The organism is Pseudomonas rosaeacicularis (assembly GCF_057128745.1).
Genome location: NZ_JBSKHT010000017.1, coordinates 134,758 through 149,208 on the forward strand (window position 1 = coordinate 134,758; position 14,451 = coordinate 149,208).

15 protein-coding genes are annotated in these 14,451 nt (G+C 59.6%); 5 read left to right on the forward strand and 10 right to left on the reverse strand.

Annotated elements, in window-relative coordinates; translation table 11 throughout:
* Positions 1-516 precede the first annotated feature (516 nt).
* Positions 517-1,275 (forward strand): XopAW family type III secretion system calcium-binding effector, encoded by a 759-nt coding sequence (xopAW, locus tag ACWKWM_RS21940; protein WP_483848156.1) that lies wholly within the window; start codon positions 517-519, stop codon positions 1,273-1,275.
* Between the two features lie 76 nt (positions 1,276-1,351).
* On the opposite strand, the gene ACWKWM_RS21945 is transcribed toward xopAW, so the two are convergent.
* The 9 genes from ACWKWM_RS21945 to ACWKWM_RS21985 all read right to left on the reverse strand — a co-directional run bounded on the left by ACWKWM_RS21945 (position 1,352) and on the right by ACWKWM_RS21985 (position 8,223).
* Entirely contained in the window at positions 1,352-2,404 is a 1,053-nt protein-coding gene (locus ACWKWM_RS21945; RefSeq protein WP_483848157.1) for an AI-2E family transporter, read from the reverse strand.
* 110 nt (positions 2,405-2,514) lie between these two features.
* Positions 2,515-3,345: a DUF4892 domain-containing protein gene (locus tag ACWKWM_RS21950; RefSeq protein WP_483848158.1), complete on the reverse strand. Its 831-nt coding sequence runs from the start codon at positions 3,343-3,345 to the stop codon at positions 2,515-2,517.
* A 151-nt stretch (positions 3,346-3,496) separates the two neighbouring features.
* The gene (locus ACWKWM_RS21955; protein ID WP_483848159.1) at positions 3,497-4,351 is read right to left on the reverse strand and encodes an alpha/beta fold hydrolase; all 855 of its coding nucleotides are present in this window, start codon (positions 4,349-4,351) and stop codon (positions 3,497-3,499) included.
* Positions 4,348-5,181, reverse strand: coding sequence for an alpha/beta fold hydrolase (locus ACWKWM_RS21960; protein ID WP_483848160.1), 834 nt, complete (start codon positions 5,179-5,181; stop codon positions 4,348-4,350). The genes ACWKWM_RS21955 and ACWKWM_RS21960 overlap by 4 nt, the downstream gene beginning before the upstream one ends.
* Positions 5,182-5,301: 120 nt before the next feature.
* The gene (locus tag ACWKWM_RS21965) at positions 5,302-5,622 is read right to left on the reverse strand and encodes a hypothetical protein (RefSeq protein WP_483848161.1); all 321 of its coding nucleotides are present in this window, start codon (positions 5,620-5,622) and stop codon (positions 5,302-5,304) included.
* Between the two features lie 119 nt (positions 5,623-5,741).
* Positions 5,742-6,185 carry a hotdog fold thioesterase gene (locus ACWKWM_RS21970; RefSeq protein ID WP_483848162.1) on the reverse strand — a complete coding sequence of 148 codons (444 nt, stop codon included), beginning with the start codon at positions 6,183-6,185 and terminating at the stop codon, positions 5,742-5,744.
* 190 nt (positions 6,186-6,375) lie between these two features.
* Positions 6,376-6,834, reverse strand: a complete 459-nt coding sequence (gene sixA / locus ACWKWM_RS21975) for a phosphohistidine phosphatase SixA (RefSeq protein WP_483848163.1) — start codon at positions 6,832-6,834, stop codon at positions 6,376-6,378.
* The gene (locus ACWKWM_RS21980; RefSeq protein WP_483848164.1) at positions 6,831-7,175 is read right to left on the reverse strand and encodes a DUF4389 domain-containing protein; all 345 of its coding nucleotides are present in this window, start codon (positions 7,173-7,175) and stop codon (positions 6,831-6,833) included. Before ACWKWM_RS21980 ends, sixA begins: the two co-directional genes overlap by 4 nt.
* 22 nt (positions 7,176-7,197) lie before the next feature.
* Positions 7,198-8,223: an NAD(P)H-dependent glycerol-3-phosphate dehydrogenase gene (locus ACWKWM_RS21985; RefSeq protein WP_483848165.1), complete on the reverse strand. Its 1,026-nt coding sequence runs from the start codon at positions 8,221-8,223 to the stop codon at positions 7,198-7,200.
* A 315-nt stretch (positions 8,224-8,538) separates the two neighbouring features.
* On the opposite strand from ACWKWM_RS21985, the gene ACWKWM_RS21990 reads away from it, so the two are divergent.
* The 4 genes from ACWKWM_RS21990 (at position 8,539) to ACWKWM_RS22005 (ending at position 13,536) form a co-directional block, all read left to right on the forward strand.
* Positions 8,539-10,461, forward strand: a complete 1,923-nt coding sequence (locus tag ACWKWM_RS21990) for an ATP-binding protein (RefSeq protein ID WP_483848166.1) — start codon at positions 8,539-8,541, stop codon at positions 10,459-10,461.
* A gap of 213 nt (positions 10,462-10,674) precedes the next feature.
* Positions 10,675-11,190, forward strand: coding sequence for a 3-hydroxyacyl-[acyl-carrier-protein] dehydratase FabA (gene fabA, locus ACWKWM_RS21995; RefSeq protein ID WP_483848167.1), 516 nt, complete (start codon positions 10,675-10,677; stop codon positions 11,188-11,190).
* Positions 11,191-11,200: 10 nt separating this feature from the next.
* Entirely contained in the window at positions 11,201-12,421 is a 1,221-nt protein-coding gene (fabB, locus tag ACWKWM_RS22000; RefSeq protein WP_483848168.1) for a beta-ketoacyl-ACP synthase I, read from the forward strand.
* Positions 12,422-12,654: 233 nt separating this feature from the next.
* Positions 12,655-13,536, forward strand: a complete 882-nt coding sequence (locus tag ACWKWM_RS22005) for a pirin family protein (protein WP_483848169.1) — start codon at positions 12,655-12,657, stop codon at positions 13,534-13,536.
* Between the two features lie 104 nt (positions 13,537-13,640).
* Here ACWKWM_RS22005 and ACWKWM_RS22010 read toward each other — a convergent pair whose 3' ends face one another.
* Positions 13,641-14,366: a dienelactone hydrolase family protein gene (locus ACWKWM_RS22010; RefSeq protein ID WP_483848170.1), complete on the reverse strand. Its 726-nt coding sequence runs from the start codon at positions 14,364-14,366 to the stop codon at positions 13,641-13,643.
* Positions 14,367-14,451 lie beyond the last annotated feature (85 nt).

Sequence of the window (14,451 nt, forward strand, 5' to 3'; positions counted from 1 at the left end):
GCCTGGATTCAGGACTGCTGCGCAGCCCATCGCCGACAAGTCAGGCTCCTACGCCCTTCGGGCAGAATCAAAAACACGGTGTTCGGCGCAAACCTGCTTCTGCCCGGAGGGCGTAGGAGCGTAGCTTGCTCGCGATCTGCCGGGCACCGGCAGCAAAACCAGCGCATGCGGTCCGTCAGGCAAAACTACGCCGCCTGGATTCAGGACTGCTGCGCAGCCCATCGCCGACAAGTCAGGCTCCTACGCCCTTCGGGCAGAATCAAAAACACCGTTGCCCTCGAACCCGCTTCTGCCGAAGGCGTAGGAGTCCGGCTTGCCGACGATCTGCCGGGCACCGGCAGCAAAACTGGTGTATGCGGTCCGTCAGGTACTCCGCCTCGCGAACAAGTTCGCTCCTACAGGGCTCTGCGTAAGTCCGCCGATACAAACCCCACACACCTACGACACTTTCGTGCGTGACGCTGCATAAGCCGGTGCACTGTCACGGCTTTATCAATCTGATGGGGAGTCAGTCCGATGGTCAATGGCGTCAGCGGCAGCAGCAGTTATTCCAGTTACATCAGCTCAAGTACCAGCACCACCGCAACCGACAAAAGCAAGAAGTTCGCAGAACAGCTCCTGAGCAAACTCGACACCAACGGCGATGGCAGCATCGACAAGGACGAGTTGAGCAGCGCGCTGTCTTCGGACTCCAAAGACGGCATCACTGTCAGCCTGAGCAAGGCATTCGGCGACCTGGACAGCGACGACAGTGACAGTCTCAGCGCCGATGAACTGGCGACACTGACGCCACCGCCTCCGCCACCGATGCAAATGGACCCATCTTCAACAGCCGATGACGCGCAAAGTTTGCTGAGCGCGCTGGACACCGACGGCGACGGCGCCGTCAGCACCGATGAACTGACCTCTGCCCTGAGCAGCGCCGGCAGCACGGCCGACAGCTCGCAGGTGTTCGACGCGCTGGACACCAACGAAGACGGCACCGTCAGCCTCGACGAACTGACCGCCAGCCTGCAGACCCAACAACCGCCTCCACCGCCGCCACCCTCTACCGAGCAGTCCGCCGAGCAGCTGTTCAGTGCTCTGGACACCGACGGCAATGGCGGGATTAGCGCCAGCGAACTGACCTCGGCACTGTCTTCCGACAGCGACAGTCAGCAACAGAGCAGCAACCAGTCGGCCGAAGCCTTGAGCCGCATCGTCGCGGCCATCAGCGACAGTTACAACCTCACCAGCAGCGCGACCTCCGGCAAGTACGTAAGCGTCTCTGCCTGAAGAGGCCACCTGACCTTCAAGCCATAAAAAAACCGCCGCTGACGTGAGTCCAGCGGCGGTTTTTATGGGGGAGACTTCAAGCGCGCGGCGCTTGCACCCGATTGCTGCCTACCCAGTCCAGCAGCAGGCTGTAGGCCACTGCCAACAACGTTGGCCCGATGAACAGCCCAATGAAACCGAACGCCAGCAGGCCGCCAAACACGCCAAGAAGCACGATCACCAGCGGCAAGTTGCCGCCACGGCTGATCAGGTACGGTTTGAGCACGTTATCCACGCCGCTGACGATGAACGTACCCCAAAGGCCAAGGAAGATCGCCATCCCGTAATCGCCTTTCCAGGCCAGCCACGCGGTGGCCGGAATCCAGATCAGCGGCGGCCCCATCGGCACCAGACTCAGCAGAAACGTACCAATCCCCAAAACCAGCGCGCCCGGCACCCCGGCAATCAGGAAGCCGATCAAAGCCAGCACCGCCTGAGCTGCGGCGGTGCCAATCACCCCGTTGACCACCCGCTGCACAGTACCCGCGACCAAGTCGACGTAATACTGCGCACGGTCGCCGATCAGACGCTCGAGCAGGCTGAGGACAAACGCCGCCAGTCGTGGGCCATCACGATAGAAAAAGAACACGAATACGATACTCAGCGTCAGCTCCAGAATCCCGCCGCCGATCTGCGCACTGCGCGCCAGCAGGAAATTGCCGACCTGCCCCAGATAAGGCCGCACGGTGGTCAACAATGCCGCGCCTTGCTGGTCGATGGTGCTCCAGAAACTCACCAGACGCTCGCCCACAAACGGCACACTCGCAAGCCAGGCGGGCGGGTCTGGCAGGCCATCGACCTGCACATCCTTGATGAACACCGTGGCATCGCGAACGTGATCCGCCAGGTTGAACCCCAGCCACACCAGCGGCGCCAGGACCAGCACTGCCCAACCGAGGGTCAACAGCGCCGCTGCCAGAGACTCACGCCCCTTGAGCCAGCGCGTCAGCAGACGCATCAGCGGCCAGCTAGCAAACGCCAGCACCGCGCCCCAGAACAGCGCCGACCAGAACGGCGCCATCACCCACAGGCAAGCACCGAGCAACGCCAGGAGCAGAATCTGCACCAACAGGCGATCGTTATTGAGCATGGTCCATCCCGCAGAAAAACATGAAGGCACAAAGCATAACGGCGAACACCGGCTGTGCCAGCATTCGCCTGTTCGCGCTTGATAAACAAAAACCTGATACAGATCACGACTCAGCGTATGAGTTCGATCACCAGCCCCGTTGCATCAGCATTGCCCGCTTCGAGTCGTGCGGCGCGCACCCCTTTGCCCACCAGCGCTTGACGCCAGTCTTCGGCTTGCTTGCCGGAGACCGTCACTCGCAGGCTGCTGTCCAGGTTCAAACCCCGGGACAACAACGTGATCCAGGGTTCGACGGGGGCCGCTGTCAGCATCGGCAGATCCAGCTCGCCGGTGCTTCGTAGTTGACGCAAAAGGGTCGCCGACGTCGGCAGCAGCTCACCCAACGGCGCGAGCGCCCGGAATTGCTCGACATGCAGATAAGCCCGACGATTGCCACGGGTGATGCCGTACAGCGCCACCAGCGTATCGTTGTTCGGTGCCGCCAGACGCAACAGCAAATAGGCTTGCTGATCATCGGCGCCATACAACTTGGCGTTGCCGAACACCTCGTTGGCCCACAGGCTGCTTTCACCGCAATCGCGCGCCTGACACCAGAACAACAGCTGGGCGCCCTGCTTTTGCAGCGCTTTACGGGCGTCGGTGAAGGCTTCATCGGAAGTGTGTTCGGAGGGGATTTGATAGGTGATGGCCGTGACGTTGCCTCGCGCGCTCACCTGTCCGTCAAAGCGCAGCTGGCCGCTGATCTTGCGGATCGAGCCCATGGGATAGACCCGTTCCAGTTCGGCGCTGGGCCGATAGTCGACGATCTCGGCATCGGGCAGCCGTGGCAGATTGGCCAGATCCTGACTACCGGAAACATCATCGGCATGGCTGAACGCGCTGAATGTACACAAACAGAACAGCAACCCGAACGCACGGGTGAAACCTGAGGGCGTGCTCATCGGCTCGATGTCAAAAAAGGAAGATTGGGAAAGGCGCTGATAACAGCGCTATGTGAAATACCGGCAGGGTTGCCAGGGGCGGCGCGGTGTTGGTCCGTCATGGGTGTCTCCTGTCTCAACCCGCTCAGCCTCGACAGTTGCCGGTCGCAAGTCAAGGAACAGCGAAGAACCGATTGAAACAGTCTGCAACAGAGCGCGCGCCAGCCTCGTCGTTGAGGTGCAGGTGATGCCCGCCGGCCAGGTGTTTGACCTCAAATGGTAGTCCGGACAACAGCTCATGATTTTTCGCCAGAATGCCGTCTTCGGCCACGATCAGTTGCGTCGGACAGGTAATGGCTTCGACAAACCCCATGGCCTGAGCGCGGGTAAAGCGAATTGGCGACACCAGGGTGAGCCGGCTGTCACTGCGCCAGGTGTAGCCGCCCGGCACTGGCATCAGGCCACGCTGCGCTAGCAGTTCAGCTGCTTCGCGGCTGACCGCCACCGCACCCTTCATGCGCGCTTCCACGGCCCGGTCGATTTCGGAGTAAACCGGTTTGCGCTTGGCGGATTGATGCAGTTGCGCCTGCAACGCAGTACCCATGCGTTCGGCAGCGCTGTTTGATTCGCCCAGCGGAGGAATCAATCCATCGATCAAGGCCAGGCGGTTGATCCGTTGCGGCAACGCGCCCGCAATGATCACCGAAACGATTGCGCCCAGAGAGTGCCCCAGCAGGGAGAACTTCTCCCAGCCCAATTGCTCCGCGACTTGCAGCACGTCATGGGCGTAATCCGGCAGGCCATAACCGGCACCGGCTGGCCGATGGTCCGAGTGGCCGTGGCCCGCCAGGTCCAGTGCGACAATGCGCAGCCCTTCAAGCTTGGGCGCCAATCGAGCGAAGCTGTTGGCGTTGTCGAGCCAGCCGTGCAGTGCAATCACCGGCAGACCGTCCTGCGGGCCGAACAGATGAGCGGCCAATTCAATGTGCGGCAGGCTCAGCCGGACTTCTTCGACGCTGCAACTCATGCGCTGACACGCTCGCTGATCGGCAGGTTGTTGGCTGAGTCACGCCGCAATGTCCAGCGGGCAAACAGGGTCTTGAGCATGCGCGCTGTGTCCTCGGGGTGCTCGAGCGGAAACATGTGCCCGCCCGGCATAGAAAGGTACTCCCCTTCGCGCATGCTTTTCACCGAATACGCGTGGTGACGCCGCACCACCTGGCTATGTTCGCCGCGCACCATCGCCAGCGGGACGCGCAACTGCCGCGCCAGACCAGGGCTGGTGTGGGGCACGCTGCGATAAATGCTGATTTCCGTGGCAGGGTCAAAACGCAGCCGCAATCTGTCGCCATCTGCTTGCAGACCGTGCAGCAGATAGGCCTCGAAGCATTCAGGGTCGAAGCGACGAAACAGGGTTTTTCCCGAAAAATAATGCCGGGCTGCGTCGATGTCGGAAAACTCTTCACGACGTCCCAGCGTGCGACCGGCCGGGGTAATGCGATCGATGAACCCGAAGCGCTTGGCGGCGCGGATCATCCACTGATCAAACAGGGTCAACACCGGAGAATCAAGCATCACCACACCCAGATACAGCTCCGGGCAGCGCAGCGCGGCGTGGTAATGCAGCACGCCGCCCAAGGAATGGCCGACACCCCAGACCGGTTCGGCCAGTTCGCGCAGATGGTGAATCAGCTCGTCTACCAGTTCAGCCCAGTTGTCGGTCACCGGAAAGCGCGGGTCATGGGCGTGCTGATCCAGGTGCATCACCTGAAATTCAGTGCCCAACGCGGCAAACAATTTGCCGTAGGTAGCAGACGGAAAGCCATTGGCGTGAGCGAAAAAGACAGGTTGAGTCATGCCAGCGCATCCCGGTGAGTGCAGATCAGGCTGCAATTGTGGGCACGCGCCACTCACCCCGCAATGACCGGAAGCGCCATCGACAGTGGCACTCCGGTCATAGGGTGAGTTACTTGGGATTTACAACGCTTGAGTGAACCGGTCAAGGCACGCCTTGATGTAGGCCACCTGAAAACCAAAACCCTCCTTGACCTGCGCTTTAACTTCCTCGGATGGCTTGGTTTTCTTCACTGCAAGAATGCTTCTCTGCATGGACTGGACTGTTTCGTCGGCAAGCTTCTGAAACGCGGGCAGATCAGGCATGCCCGGCAGCGCCGCGCTCATCCCTTCATAGACCGTGTCCGCCTCGTCTCGAAAGGCCTGAAATTCAGTGTTGGTCAGCATTTTGTCTGCGTAGATAGCCGTCACCCACCCCTCAAGCCCTACAGGTTGATTAGCCATTTCCTTCCTCCTGGAACAATGTGTGTCTCACCATGAGACGTGTTCACAGTAGACGCGAAGGAAATAGGCGGCAAAGACCGAATTGCGAGAAAGAATGGACTGCAAATAGCGAATCGAAATTACCGCCCCGGCGGCTGCTCCCCATGGGGCACCACCGCAATGGTCAGCCGAGAGATACAGCTGGCCTTGCCCTCGTCGCTGGTCAGACGAATATCCCAGACATGGGTAGTACGACCGATGTGGACGGGCCTGGCGACGGCGGTCACGCGTCCGCGGCGCAAACCACGCAGGTGATTGGCGTTGATTTCAAGGCCCACACAGAAGTATTTGCTGGTGTCGATGATCAGGTAGCTGGCGGTAGAGCCCACCGTTTCAGCCAACACTACGGATGCACCGCCGTGCAGCAATCCGTAGGGCTGATGCGTACGGTGATCGACCACCATGCTGGCAGTGAGGGAGTCGTCGTCGACACTTTCAAAGCGAATGTCGAGCACCTCGCCAATGGTGTTTTTTTGCATCGTGTTGAGGGCATCGATGCTGGGAGGGTTACGCCATATCGTCATGTTCATTCCTTTGTTGTCTGTCTTGTACGCACACCCAACGCTCGGACGAATCGGCCCCGTGGGAGCAGACCTGTCCGCGAAGACGTCGGTACATTCGATGAAGCGTTATCGCATGAGCCGCAGCATTCGCGGACAGGTCCGCTCCCACGGTTCGTGGTTCATTGAGCCAGTTCATGGGGCGTTTGGCGTGTCAATGGACGTGGTTCACGCTTACCAGATCCATCGCCCCGGCCAGAGGGAAGTCTCCTTGCAGCTCTGCAAGGCTGGCAGTTTGCATTGCCTGCGGCTGTTGCATGTTGCCGTGCACGGCCAAACCAATCAGCGTACCCACCAGCGGCTGATGGCTGACGAGCAGCACTTCATCGCCGGCATACAGGTCCAGGTTATCGAGCACTTTACGGGGGTCGCTGTCTGGCGTCAGCCACGGGACTGTGACGATCGAGTCACTGAAACCCAAGGCCTGACGCACCAGTTCGGCGGTCTGCTGAGCGCGTACATAGGGACTGGCAATGATCCAGCGCAGCGGACGTCCCAACAGATGTGCAGCGCTGCTCAACACCTCTTCACGACCGTTGTCGGTCAACTCGCGCTCGGCGTCAGTGCGTGCCCGGTTTTGAGCCTCGCCATGACGCAGAATCCACAACGTCATAGTTTTGGTTCCTCTTCCCGTACCGGATGAGCGGCGGCAGGAACGGTGTGCGGCGCTTCGCCTTCAGGCGCACGCGGGGCTGGCCAATCGGCGAATGGCCACGGCTTCTGATCGGTGTGGAACGTGCCGAACCGACCGATCTGTGCGAGAAACTGGCTCAAGCTATCGCCGAACTGCATCATGCTCAGGCTCGGGGCGCCGTAGAACAGGCGATACGCCAACTGCACCAGTACAACCACCGCCAACACCAGTTCGGCGACTTGCCACACCACCACGAACACGACCATCCACAGGATGCGCAGCAGCAGCGATTCGTTTTGCTTGAATTTGGACTCGTTCAAGAGCTTCTCCAGCTGAGTTGATTCAGTTGAAACCGCTGGTCGAAATGAAATCGACATCGGTTTTGGGTTCGGCACGCATCAGCAATTCGATCACCTGTTCGAGGGTACGACCTTCGAACAGAATCGCATGCAGACCCGCGACCAGCGGCATGTAGACCTGCAGCTCCTGCGCCTTGACCTTGAGCACCTTGAGCGTATTGACGCCTTCGGCGACTTCGCCAAGACGAGTCACGGCTTCGTCCAGACTCAAGCCCTGGCCCAGCGCAAAACCGACTTGATAGTTGCGACTCTTGGGTGATGAACAGGTGACTATCAGGTCGCCCACCCCGGCGAGCCCCAGAAACGTCATCGGGTTGGCGCCCTGGCTCACGGCGAAACGGGTCATCTCGGCCAGCGCACGGGTGATCAGCATGCTTTTAGTGTTCTCCCCCATGCCCAGTGCCACCGCCATGCCAGAAATAATGGCGTAGACGTTTTTCAGCGCGCCGCCCAATTCGACACCGAACCGGTCAGCACTGGCGTAGACCCGGAACGTGCGACCGTGCAGCGCGGCCTGCACCTGCTGGCACAAGTCTTCGTCCTCGCTGGCGACGACCGTGGCGGTCAATGCGTGTTCGGCGATTTCCCTCGCAAGATTGGGTCCGGACAGCACGCCGATGCGCGCTTGTGGCGCGATGTCCTGGAGGATTTCGCTCATCAGTTTAAAGGTGTGCGCTTCGATGCCCTTGGTCAGGCTGACCAACATCTTGCCGGCGAGCAGTTGCACATGAGGGGTCAGGACTGAGCGCAGGGCGCTGGAGGGCAGCGCTACGAAAATCAGTTCGCAGGCTTCAAGCGTTGCTTTTAGATCAGTGACAGGCTCAACGCCGTCGAGCACCTTGATACCCTTGAGGTAGCGCGGGTTTTCGCGGTTTACGCGAATCGCCTCGGCCTGCTCGGGGTCGCGCATCCATTGCACCACCCGGTGGCCGTTCTCCGCCAAGAGGTTGGCCACGGCTGTACCGAAGCTGCCGCCGCCAAGCACTGCGATAGGTTGCTGTCGGGTCATAAAACAATCCAGTGAGAGCCATCACATCTGGCGATGGCAGCATTATACGGAGCGCTGCGGATGCGACCAGCGACAAAAACACGGCAGCAGACATCTCGTCCAAGGCCTACGGCGAGGGAGGAAAACAACTACAGCTCGGTTAAGATTCCCCTGCGCGATGAAAATTCCTGTTATCTGCCCATGAGCTATGGTTACGACGCCGCCCAACGAGACCTGACTCGATGACCCGAACGTATGCTTTCAGCCGGCCATTTCTGGCGCGGCGTCGCAAGGTCCACGCTCCGTGAAAGGGCGGACGCACGCAGGTATTGTGCGATGACGTTGCGGCGTAACTGGAGCATTAGCACCCGCACGCAAATCCTCAGCCTCGGGCCTGCACTGCTGCTGACGCTGCTGTTGATCAGCTTTTTTACTGTGGTACGGATTCAAGACCTGCGCCAGGAGCTCAACCACACCGGCCAACTTATCGCCAATCAACTGGCCCCGGCCTGCGAATACGGCGTGATCGTTGGCAACAATGGCGTGCTGGAAAACCTGATGAAGGCCACGATGGCGACGCCCCACGTACGCTTTCTTGAAGTTCAGGACAACAGCGGGCAGGTGCTGGTGCACGTCGAGCAAACCGGCAGCAAACGCTCGCCACCCCGGCAAATCGAGGTTTTCCAGTCGCCTATCCGCTTGCAACGGACCGGGCTCGGCGGCGTCATGGTTTCCGGAGACAATAACGCGCTGACCGAAGATTACTTGGGGCGGGTGTTGGTCGGGATGTCCAGCGAAGCCTTTAATCAGCGCGAACAGGAAATCCTGTTGAAGGCCGGGATCCTCGCGCTCTTCGCCTTGTTGTTCACTTACATACTGGCGCGCCGTTTGGCGCTTAGCCTCTCCCAACCCATCAGCGCCATGAGTAAAGCGGTCAAGGCGATCCAGAACGGCGAGTACACAACGCCGCTGCCGGTAGCCGACGACGCCGAACTGGGAGACCTTGCGCGGCACATCAATAACCTGGCGTTCGACCTGGAAAAGGCCAGCCGTGAACAGAAACAGGCCATGGACGAGTTGATCAGAACCCGAGAGGAAGCTGAACGGGCGAACAGCGCCAAGTCGGATTTCCTTGCCATGATGAGCCACGAGTTGCGAACGCCCATGAACGGCGTGCTGGGCATGTTGCAGTTGATGGAAACCACCAAGATGACCGATGAGCAGGCCGAGTATTCGGCGCTTGCCACCGAATCCACCGAACACCTGCTGCGCGTCATCAACGACATCCTCGATTTTTCACGCTTCGAACGCGATGCGCTGGAACTGGAGAACATTTCCTTCAGCCTTGCCGAGCTGCTTGCGACCTCCGTACAGGCATTCGCTCATGATGCTCAGCAACGCGGTCTGGCGCTGGACCTTGAACTGCAGCCGGGCATTGAGCGGCTGAAGGTCAAGGGCGATCCGACGCGGATTCGCCAAGTGCTGGTCAACCTGATCGGCAACGCGCTCAAGTTCACCGAGTTCGGCAGCGTGCGCATCGAGACCCTGTGGACCCCAATCGATGCCGGACACATCGATTTCACTTGCGCGGTGAGGGACAGCGGCATAGGTATCTCCGCACAACTGCTTGAGCTGATGTTTGACCCTTTTCAGCAGGCCGATAACTCGATCTCCCGGCGCTACGGCGGCACGGGGCTGGGTCTGCCTATCGCACGTAATCTGGCGGAGCGAATGGGTGGCACACTGACCGCCGAAAGCCATGAAGGCCTGGGATCGGTGTTCACCCTGAATATCCCGTTGCAACGGGTGCATGAGTCAGAGGCGGCTCCTGAGGTGCTGTCGTCGACCGATCCGCAGCACAGTCCTGATGCCAGCGTCCTGCTGGTCGAAGACAATCCGGTCAACCGTACCGTGGTTGAAGCCATGTTGCGCAGTCTGGGGTTGCAGGTCAGCTTCGCCGGTGATGGCGCACAGGCCGTGAGCAGGGTGAGCAAGGAAAAATTCGCGCTGGTGCTGATGGATTGCCGACTGCCGGTCATGGACGGCTATGAGGCGACACGGCGGATTCGGGAAATGCCGGGGCTCGAAACGCTGCCGATTATTGCCCTGACCGCCAACGCACGGCAGGGTGACCGTGACATTTGCCTGCAAGCGGGAATGAACGATTACCTGGCCAAGCCATTCAAACGTACTGATTTACAGCAGGTTTTGCAGCGCTGGTTGAACACGAAGGCATCTGCGACTGGCGATAAATGCTAAATTGCGGCAGTCTTATGTGCCGATTCGACCCGTGGAAAGCTGCGGACGAAAAATTTCAGTGCACAGGTGTACATTCATTTCGCCGGTGCTGTGACTTTCACTACAACGACATAGTCTATGAGTAGGCTGCCAGCAGAGAAATGACCCGCTGGTCAGATTGGGTAGCACTTCTACAACCTGCACCCTGCCGCACAGGATTATCGAGGAGCTTGCATGACCAAACAAAACGCCTTTACCCGGGAAGACCTGCTGCGTTGCAGTCGCGGCGAGCTGTTTGGCCCAGGTAACGCGCAACTGCCCGCCCCCAACATGCTGATGGTTGATCGCATCACCCATATCAGTGAAGAAGGCGGCAAGTTCGGCAAAGGTGAATTGGTCGCCGAACTGGATATCACTCCGGACCTGTGGTTCTTCGCCTGTCACTTCGAAGGTGATCCGGTGATGCCAGGCTGCCTGGGTCTTGATGCCATGTGGCAACTGGTCGGTTTCTTTCTGGGCTGGCAAGGCCTGCCGGGCCGCGGTCGCGCACTGGGCTCCGGCGAAGTGAAGTTCTTTGGTCAGGTCCTCCCGACCGCCAAGAAAGTCACCTATAACATTCAGATCAAACGCGTCCTCAAAGGCAAGCTGAACCTGGCCATCGCCGATGGTTCGGTCAGCGTTGACGGTCGCGAGATCTACACTGCCGAAGGCCTTCGCGTCGGCGTGTTCACTTCCACTGAAAATTTCTAAGGGTATTCGCATGCGCCGCGTCGTTATCACTGGTCTGGGCATTGTTTCCTGCTTGGGCAATGACAAAGACACTGTCTCTGCCAACCTGCGTGCAAGCCGCCCTGGTATCCGCTTTAACCCGGAATACGCCGAAATGGGTCTGCGCAGCCAGGTATCCGGTTCCATCGACCTCAACCTGGAAGAACTGATCGATCGCAAGATCTATCGCTTCGTCGGTCATGCTGCGGCCTATGCCTACCTGGCTATGAAAGACGCCGTTGCCGACTCCGGCCTGACCGAAGAGCAGGTCTCCAACCCGCGCACCGGTCTGGTAGCAGGTTCGGGTGGCGCTTCGACGCTCAACCAAATGGAAGCGCTGGATATCCTGCGTGAAAAAGGCGTCAAGCGTGTCGGTCCGTACCGCGTGACCCGCACCATGAGCAGCACTGTTTCGGCGTGTCTTGCGACGCCTTTCAAGATCAAAGGCCTGAATTACTCCATCGCCTCTGCCTGCGCGACCAGTGCTCACTGCATCGGTACTGCGATGGAACAGATCCAGATGGGTAAACAGGACATCGTGTTCGCGGGCGGCGGTGAAGAAGAACACTGGAGCCAGTCCTTCCTGTTCGACGCGATGGGCGCACTGTCCAGCAAGCGCAACGACACCCCGGAACAAGCTTCGCGCGCCTACGACGCTGACCGTGATGGCTTCGTCATCGCTGGCGGCGGCGGCATGGTCGTGGTCGAGGAGCTGGAGCACGCCCTGGCCCGTGGCGCGAAGATCTACGCGGAACTGGTCGGTTACGGCGCAACTTCCGATGGCTACGACATGGTCGCCCCAAGCGGCGAAGGCGCAATCCGCTGCATGCAGCAGGCCTTGTCCACTGTTGAAGGCCCGATCGACTACCTCAACACCCACGGCACTTCCACACCTGTCGGCGACGCCAAAGAAATGGAAGGCGTGCGCGAAGTGTTCGGCGGCAACGCTCCAGCCATCAGCTCCACCAAAAGCTTGTCCGGTCACTCCCTGGGCGCCGCTGGCGTTCACGAAGCGATCTACTGCCTGCTGATGATGGAAGGCAACTTCATGGCAGGTTCGGCCAACATCGACGAGCTGGACCCAGCTGTCGCTGACATGCCGATCCTGACCAAGACCCGCGAAGACGTGCAGATCAACCAGGTCATGAGCAACAGCTTCGGCTTCGGCGGCACCAACGCCACTCTGGTGCTCAAGCGCTGGACCGGCAAATAAGTCGAGCACACGCAGCACCTGAAAAAGGCGCCTTTCGAGGCGCCTTTTTTGTTTGGAAAAACACCCATCTTTATCTGGCCTGAACTGTAGGAGCTGACGAGCGGAGCGAGGCTGCGATTGCGGTAAGTCTGACGAAGCGCATCGCAGCATCACTCCGCTCGTCGGCTCCTACAAAGAGCGCGCTCCACGGTTTAAGCTCTGTCCATGCCACCTAACCCGTCGAGAGCCATGACATGCTGACAATCAAACCCCGGGCGGAAGATGTCGAAGGACAGCCGATTCTGCGTCCCCTGCCCTCCGCTCAATGCCGCAGCGTGGGGCCTTTCGTGTTCTTCGATCATATGCTGGAAACGGCCTACGCACCCGGTCGGGGCATGGACATCCGTCAGCACCCGCACATCGGTCTTTCGACGCTGACGTATTTGTTCGAGGGGCAGATCCAGCACAAGGACAGCCTGGGCAGCGATCAGCACGTGCAGTCCGGCGAGGTCAGCTGGATGACCGCCGGACGCGCGATCGCACATGTCGAGCGCACGCCAGAGGAGTTGCTGCACAGCGGCTCAACGCTGCATGGCCTGCAAGTCTGGCTGGCGTCACCCAAGACTCACGAGCAAGGCGAAGGGCACTACAGCCATCACCCGGCAGACGAACTGCCCGTCAGCAACAACATGGGCATCAGGATTCGCATGATCGCCGGTAGCGGCTTCTGCCTGACGTCGCCCGTACCGGTGCTGTCACCGACGCTGTATGCCGAATTGCACCTGCAGAACGCTACAACGCTGTTGATCCCCAATGAGCACGACCAGCGCGCGCTGTATGTGATCGAGGGCGACATGCTACTGGACGGCGAACCGATTGAAGCGCGCAGTCTGGTGGTTCTGACCCCTGGCGAGGAGCCGACAGTGTGCGCAGAAAGCGAGTGTCACGCGGTATTGATTGGCGGCGCCGCTCTGGATGGGCCAAGAAGAATGAACTGGAATTTCGTCGCCAGCGATCAGGCGCTGATCGATCAGGCTCGGTCGAATTGGGCAGCCGGAGATTGGCCGACGGTGCCGGGCGAAACGGAGCGGATTGAGTTGCCAGCGGGTCCGAAAGCTAAACCACAGCCGTTGTAAACCTGTAGGAGCGAACTTGTTCGCGAGACGGCGGCGCGTTCAATGCATCGTGGACGCCTGCAATAACGCCTCGCGAACAAGTTCGCTCCTACAGGGTTTGGCGTTTACTTGGCGAAGACTTCGTTGAGCAAGTTGTACATCGACTGGAACGCTCGATCCGAGACTTTCTTGTTGTACATCTGCTTGCCAGGATTGTTGGCTTCAGGATCAGTGAACGAGTGGTAAGCGCCGCCATAACTCAACAGCTGCCAGTCCACGTTCGCAGCATTCATCTCGTCTTCAAACGCCGGCAGCTGCTCTTTGGGTACCAATGGATCCGAAGCACCGTGCATGACCAGCACCGAGCCTTTGATGTTCTTGGCATCAGCAGGGTTCGGCGTGTCGAGCGTGCCGTGGAATGAAACTGCAGCTTTCAACGGAGCGCCGGTGCGCGCCAGTTCCAGCGAGCAGCAACCGCCAAAACAGAAACCGAAGGTCGCCAGCTTGCCAGCGTCAACGGCTGCTTCAGTCTGCGCAGTCAGTTGTTCCAACGCAGCCTGCATGCGCTTGTTCAGCAGCGCGCGGTCGTTTTTCAACGGCATCATCGCAGCGAGTGCTTCGTCGCCGTTCTGCGGGCGAACGCTCTGACCATATAGATCGGCGAGCAGCACGACGTAACCCTGAGCCGCGACGTTCTTTGCGATTTGCTCAGCGCCTTCGCTGACACCCATCCAGTTTGGCGCCATCACCAGACCGGGCGCGGCGGCTGCACCTTCAGTGAAAGCCAGGCGGCTTTCGTAGCTCACGCCATCAACCTGATACACCACGGAACGAACGGTAACGTTGCTCATTACTGACTCCTGCGTTAATGAAAGACTGAAAATGGATTCTGTAAAATGACAAAACCCGCCGAAGCGGGTTTTGCGTTCACCTGAT

Bases quoted from the DNA above. Each gene is read 5' to 3' on its own strand.
- xopAW (WP_483848156.1), top strand. From the start codon at position 517: ATGGTCAATGGCGTCAGCGGCAGCAGCAGTTATTCCAGTTACATCAGC.
- ACWKWM_RS21945 (WP_483848157.1), bottom strand. From the start codon at position 2,404: ATGCTCAATAACGATCGCCTGTTGGTGCAGATTCTGCTCCTGGCGTTG.
- ACWKWM_RS21950 (WP_483848158.1), bottom strand. From the start codon at position 3,345: ATGAGCACGCCCTCAGGTTTCACCCGTGCGTTCGGGTTGCTGTTCTGT.
- ACWKWM_RS21955 (WP_483848159.1), bottom strand. From the start codon at position 4,351: ATGAGTTGCAGCGTCGAAGAAGTCCGGCTGAGCCTGCCGCACATTGAA.
- ACWKWM_RS21960 (WP_483848160.1), bottom strand. From the start codon at position 5,181: ATGACTCAACCTGTCTTTTTCGCTCACGCCAATGGCTTTCCGTCTGCT.
- ACWKWM_RS21965 (WP_483848161.1), bottom strand. From the start codon at position 5,622: ATGGCTAATCAACCTGTAGGGCTTGAGGGGTGGGTGACGGCTATCTAC.
- ACWKWM_RS21970 (WP_483848162.1), bottom strand. From the start codon at position 6,185: ATGACGATATGGCGTAACCCTCCCAGCATCGATGCCCTCAACACGATG.
- sixA (WP_483848163.1), bottom strand. From the start codon at position 6,834: ATGACGTTGTGGATTCTGCGTCATGGCGAGGCTCAAAACCGGGCACGC.
- ACWKWM_RS21985 (WP_483848165.1), bottom strand. From the start codon at position 8,223: ATGACCCGACAGCAACCTATCGCAGTGCTTGGCGGCGGCAGCTTCGGT.
- ACWKWM_RS21990 (WP_483848166.1), top strand. From the start codon at position 8,539: ATGACGTTGCGGCGTAACTGGAGCATTAGCACCCGCACGCAAATCCTC.
- fabA (WP_483848167.1), top strand. From the start codon at position 10,675: ATGACCAAACAAAACGCCTTTACCCGGGAAGACCTGCTGCGTTGCAGT.
- fabB (WP_483848168.1), top strand. From the start codon at position 11,201: ATGCGCCGCGTCGTTATCACTGGTCTGGGCATTGTTTCCTGCTTGGGC.
- ACWKWM_RS22005 (WP_483848169.1), top strand. From the start codon at position 12,655: ATGCTGACAATCAAACCCCGGGCGGAAGATGTCGAAGGACAGCCGATT.
- ACWKWM_RS22010 (WP_483848170.1), bottom strand. From the start codon at position 14,366: ATGAGCAACGTTACCGTTCGTTCCGTGGTGTATCAGGTTGATGGCGTG.